The organism is Holdemanella sp., assembly GCF_056804935.1.
In genome coordinates this window covers 1-4571 of the sequence record NZ_DBMEXE010000132.1, presented here as the reverse complement: position 1 = coordinate 4571, position 4571 = coordinate 1, and the positions used below count along the sequence as shown (strand labels likewise).

The window sequence follows — 4571 nt, the reverse complement described above, 5'->3', positions numbered from 1 at the left end:
TGTAGTAGCAATACTACAATTTTCGTCGTGCCTTCAAATAAAAATACCATCCAGAAAATAGTATCTGGATGGTTCGTCATCTCTTAACTTAATGACATTGAGAAGAAACGCTCTCTTTTTTTGAATCACTTTTATTAGTTGTGTTTTCTTCCTTAACCTGAATTTCATCTGTTTTTGATACCTCTTTGTCAATATCTTCATGTTTACTAACTTTAAATTTCTTCTTTTCAACACTCGTTGTTTCCTTAGAAAACTTTTCCACAGTAGGAGCAGAAACATCTTGATTTGATCTAAATGCTACTCCTGCTCCAATCATCATCACAGTACTAACCACTGAAATAATTAACTTCTTCATTTGATTTACCTCCCTTTGTATTTCTTAATAACATCTCTTTACTTAAAAATACTCAATATAAATTTTATTTACCAACATACAAATATTAATTCTTAATAGATAACAAACATTTTTTCTTTTTCGGTAGGTAATAAAATTCTTTCGGTAGGTAGGAGGGGTTTTAGGGGAGGTAAAAGTCACACCTCACCACGCAAAGACAAACTGCCCCTCCAACAGTTTGGAACAATCACAAGTACGAACAAAGCAATTTCCACATTCAATTATCGCTCTTGTTCTCGTGATTTTTTCTTTGCCCAGTTTTCCAGCAAGTGGATCATCAAATCCTTCTTCTTGCCTGGTGTGTAATCCTTGGGAAAATATTTATCAATTTCCTTCATTTGAAAAGATAGTTTCTCTCTTTGATTTGGTTTTTCCTCAGAAAGCGTATCTTCAATAAAGTCTGCAGTAAGCTCACCATCATGGCTTAATCTCTTGAATTCCTGACATTGAGCTAATGATGGAGTTCTTTGATTTTCAATGATTGCATTCACCAAATCAAATTGTTCTGATTCCGTTAAATATGACAATTCAACAGCTGGATTAAATGCAATTTTAATCTCATTCTCATTTCGTCCATCCACCATTTCCTGCAATGGTTCAACAAGGTAGGTTAGTCGAATAAAACGCCTTATTTGATTCATACTAACACCTACCTGTTCACCTAATTTTGCTGCACTCTCTGACTTCCAACCAACTTGGTTGGAAGTAGTTTTATCATATTCAACATGAACATCATCAACATTAATATCTACTTTTTTACCTTGATGTTTCATAGCTTCTAAGCGCATCTTATAGGCATAACCTCTTTCACTAGGATAAATGTTTTCACGCTGAATATTTGAATCTACCATCAGAATCGTTGCTTGATCATCATCCAAATCTCGTATGATAACATTCATTTCGGTTCTTCCTAGCTGTGACATGGCAAATTTACGCCTGTGACCAGATATCATTTCATAAGTTCCATCTGGCTTAGGTCGTACAAGTGCAGGCATCAGCATATCGTTTTCTTTGATTGAATCAATCAACTTGGCCATATCTTCATCCATAGTTACATGAAATGGGTGACCTTCAAAATCTTTAATTTTGTTTATAGGGATTGTCATTACCTTTTCGGTATTGGCTTCCTGTCTTTCTTCTTCTGTAGAAAATAAGGAGTCATAGCTTGGCAATCCTAAGTCTAATTTTGGCAAGTTTGCCACCTCCTTTTAAAATAAAGTGAGTTGTATATTCTTTTTTAATACATGATGATTCCATTCTTCAATCGCTTGATCTGATGTTGTCTCAGTTTTCGTTCTTTTAGAGCATAACGTACAAATAACATACTGGCCATAATATCCATTGATTCTTTTACTGTTCCAATCAATTACTACATGGGCAGTTGAATGACAAAATGGACATCGTTTGATTCTAGGCATCCAGCAGTCTAAAAGATTCTACAACCACATTCGTAGAATAATTCTTTTTACCATTTTTCTCATATGAGTTTGTTCGGATATTTCCTTCAATATGATAAGCTGTATCCTTTTCTCCTTTTCTACAGATGGCATTCGCAATTTCTCCAAATGCGATGCAGTTAACGTAATCCGAATACGAACTATTACCGTCTCTTGTACAGATTAAACAAAATTTCACAAAAGAATTGCCTTTATCATTTTTAGAAACTTCAATATCTCTTGAGAGTTTTCCATTCAATAAAACATAATTGTTTGTCATTTACTTTTTCTCCTATCTATTTAATTCTTCTTTGTGCTTAACTTTTTGATTGTTAATCAATTCCTTTGTAAGATTCAAATAAGCTAAAGCTACTTTAGAATCTTTGGCATACGCATAGATACTCTTACCGGAAATACTGGCTTCACTCGCCTTCGTTGCTTTTGGGATGATTGTTTCAAACACACGAATATTCTTTCCGAAACTTTCTCGAATCGTTTCGATTGTACTCTTTGTTAGATTCGTGTTTAAATCCGCAAGCGTCATCACAATACCGGTGATTTTTAGATTACTATTAATCTTACGTTGAACTTTTCCTACCGTCTGTAATAACTTAGTCATTCCTTTTGCAGGAAGATACTGCGTCTGTACTGGTATCAGTACTTCATCAGCTGCTGATAAAGCATTAACCGTCAACATACCTAATGATGGTGGACAATCAATAAAGATGTAGTCATATTGATTTCTCAATGGCTCAATACAATTACTTAAAGTCTGTTCTCTGTTGATTACACTTACTAAACGCATTTCAAAATCTGCTAATTCAATATTTGCCGGAATTAAATCCACATGTTCTTCATGGTGTAAAATCAACGATTCATAATTAATATCATTGTCATTGATATAATCATCAAGCATAGATGAAACAGAGTGTTCCAATGAATCATTGTTTTTCCAGCCTAGACAGCTTGTAAGATCGCCCTGAGGATCAAAATCCACAATCAATACATTGCATCCATTTCGAGCCAAACCAATGGCCACATTCTCTGTAGTTGTAGTTTTGCCTACACCACCTTTTTGATTTGTGACTGCGATTACTTTACATTTTGGCATAATAAAAACTCCTTTCTCATATACCAGGATTTCCTGGCTATGTAAAAGGAGTTTGTTCATATTGTCTTGTTTTATGCTTCTATACGCTTATGTTTGGCCACTCATCAAGTGTTCTTAAAAGATGCACATTAGCTGAGAGCCTATTTTTATTAGCTAGAAGCAGTCAAAATATTTGAATCAAGCTAATTTCTATTTTCTGAGAAACCAGTAAAATTCATCCAATTTCTGATAAGAAAAAAGCGACAAAATCAACAGACTCTATCGCTTAGTTACATGGATTACAAAGTATTGAAAACCCTTTGTTTAATAAATAAATGGTGCCCCCGAAAGGAGTCGAACCTTCGACCTGCGGTTTAGGAATTTGACCTCCTGTTTAGGAGCTAATACCGTGTTTTGTCCGCTTGATATCGTGAAGTGTTAATTGTGCCGTAAATACGGCATTTTTAGCACTTTTTCAATTCTTCATTTTCGTCCGTTTTGTGCTAATAAATGGGTTCGAATGATGGTTCGGATGACGTCATCCGAACCCCTCTAATTAGCAAAATATTAGCAAAAAAGTTCGGATACGCATAGGTCATCCGAACACTTTTCCCCCATTTTTGGGAGCGTTTGACGTGCATTCGAACCCTACGGCACGGAGCCTGAAAAAATTTGGAGCCCCCGACAGCATCCGAACCGTTCGGATGCTCTTTTGGATGCCTACTTTGCCCCAAATACACTCTTCTGTAGTCTAAAACATGGGTTGTGGAAAGAAAATTATTACAATTTTGATGAATAAAGCTTACTATGCTATAGTTTCTTTAAAGAAACTCTTTATTAAAATCATTCAAATATAAAAAGATTGGAGAACACATGAACAATGAAATTATTAAATTTGTAAATGGCGATTTACAATTAGATGTTACAGTATCACCGGATAACGAAACCGTTTGGCTTTCACAAAAACAGATGGCCGAACTATTTAATAAAGATAGAAGAACAATAACGAGACATATACAGAATATTTTTAAATCGGAAGAATTAGATAAAAATTCAGTATGCTCATTTTTTGAGCATACTGCATCTGATGGCAAAACATATAAAACTCAGTACTATAACTTAGATATGATAATTTCTGTTGGATATCGAGTAAATTCAAAGCAAGGTATTCTATTTCGTAAATGGGCAACTTCCATATTAAAAGACTACATGATGAAAGGATATGCAGTTAACGAAAAAAGAATAGAAGTATTAAACAAGACTGTTTCAATTCAGTCTAGAATGCTTGCTTCTACTTTAGGTATTGAAGAAAAAGAAGTATTGAATGTGATTGAAGCTTATTCAAATGCACTATCATTACTTGATGATTATGACCATGGGTGTATTTCTAAACCAAAAGGTAAAGACTCTATTTACCAGTTAACCTATGAAGAGTGCAGAACTCTTATTGATTCTATGAAATATGGTGGATTTTCTGATGTATTTGGTGTTGAAAAAGAACCAGGCAAATTGAATGGAATTATTGCAGCTGTATATCAAAATGTCTTTGGACAAGAAATCTATCCAAGCATTGAAGAAAAGGCAGCCAATCTACTGTACTTTCTAGTCAAAGATCATCCTTTTGTAGATGGATGCAAACGAATTGGCGCTT

6 protein-coding genes are annotated in these 4571 nt (G+C 34.5%); 1 reads left to right on the top strand and 5 read right to left on the bottom strand.

The window, feature by feature from the left end; genetic code table 11:
- Window positions 1–88 precede the first annotated feature (88 nt).
- From ACZQCL_RS06730 to ACZQCL_RS06710, 5 genes are all read right to left on the bottom strand, one after another.
- Complete coding sequence (locus ACZQCL_RS06730) at window positions 89–355, bottom strand: hypothetical protein (protein ID WP_482482372.1); 267 nt, start codon at window positions 353–355, stop codon at window positions 89–91.
- 260 nt (window positions 356–615) lie between these two features.
- Complete coding sequence (locus ACZQCL_RS06725; RefSeq protein ID WP_482482370.1) at window positions 616–1596, bottom strand: ParB/RepB/Spo0J family partition protein; 981 nt, start codon at window positions 1594–1596, stop codon at window positions 616–618.
- A gap of 6 nt (window positions 1597–1602) precedes the next feature.
- The gene (locus ACZQCL_RS06720) at window positions 1603–1812 is read right to left on the bottom strand and encodes a Lar family restriction alleviation protein (RefSeq protein WP_295645874.1); all 210 of its coding nucleotides are present in this window, start codon (window positions 1810–1812) and stop codon (window positions 1603–1605) included.
- Complete coding sequence (locus ACZQCL_RS06715) at window positions 1805–2110, bottom strand: single-stranded DNA-binding protein (protein ID WP_227991393.1); 306 nt, start codon at window positions 2108–2110, stop codon at window positions 1805–1807. Before ACZQCL_RS06715 ends, ACZQCL_RS06720 begins: the two co-directional genes overlap by 8 nt.
- Window positions 2111–2122: 12 nt before the next feature.
- Window positions 2123–2941 (bottom strand): ParA family protein, encoded by an 819-nt coding sequence (locus ACZQCL_RS06710; protein WP_482482367.1) that lies wholly within the window; start codon window positions 2939–2941, stop codon window positions 2123–2125.
- 852 nt (window positions 2942–3793) lie between these two features.
- On the opposite strand from ACZQCL_RS06710, the gene ACZQCL_RS06705 reads away from it, so the two are divergent.
- On the top strand, window positions 3794–4571 hold a 778-nt coding region (locus ACZQCL_RS06705), incomplete at its 3' end, for a virulence RhuM family protein/type II toxin-antitoxin system death-on-curing family toxin (RefSeq protein ID WP_482482365.1).

Excerpts from the sequence above, each read along its gene's own strand:
- ACZQCL_RS06720 (WP_295645874.1), bottom strand. The coding sequence starts at position 1,812 with ATGCCTAGAATCAAACGATGTCCATTTTGTCATTCAACTGCCCATGTA.
- ACZQCL_RS06730 (WP_482482372.1), bottom strand. The coding sequence starts at position 355 with ATGAAGAAGTTAATTATTTCAGTGGTTAGTACTGTGATGATGATTGGA.
- ACZQCL_RS06710 (WP_482482367.1), bottom strand. The coding sequence starts at position 2,941 with ATGCCAAAATGTAAAGTAATCGCAGTCACAAATCAAAAAGGTGGTGTA.
- ACZQCL_RS06715 (WP_227991393.1), bottom strand. The coding sequence starts at position 2,110 with ATGACAAACAATTATGTTTTATTGAATGGAAAACTCTCAAGAGATATT.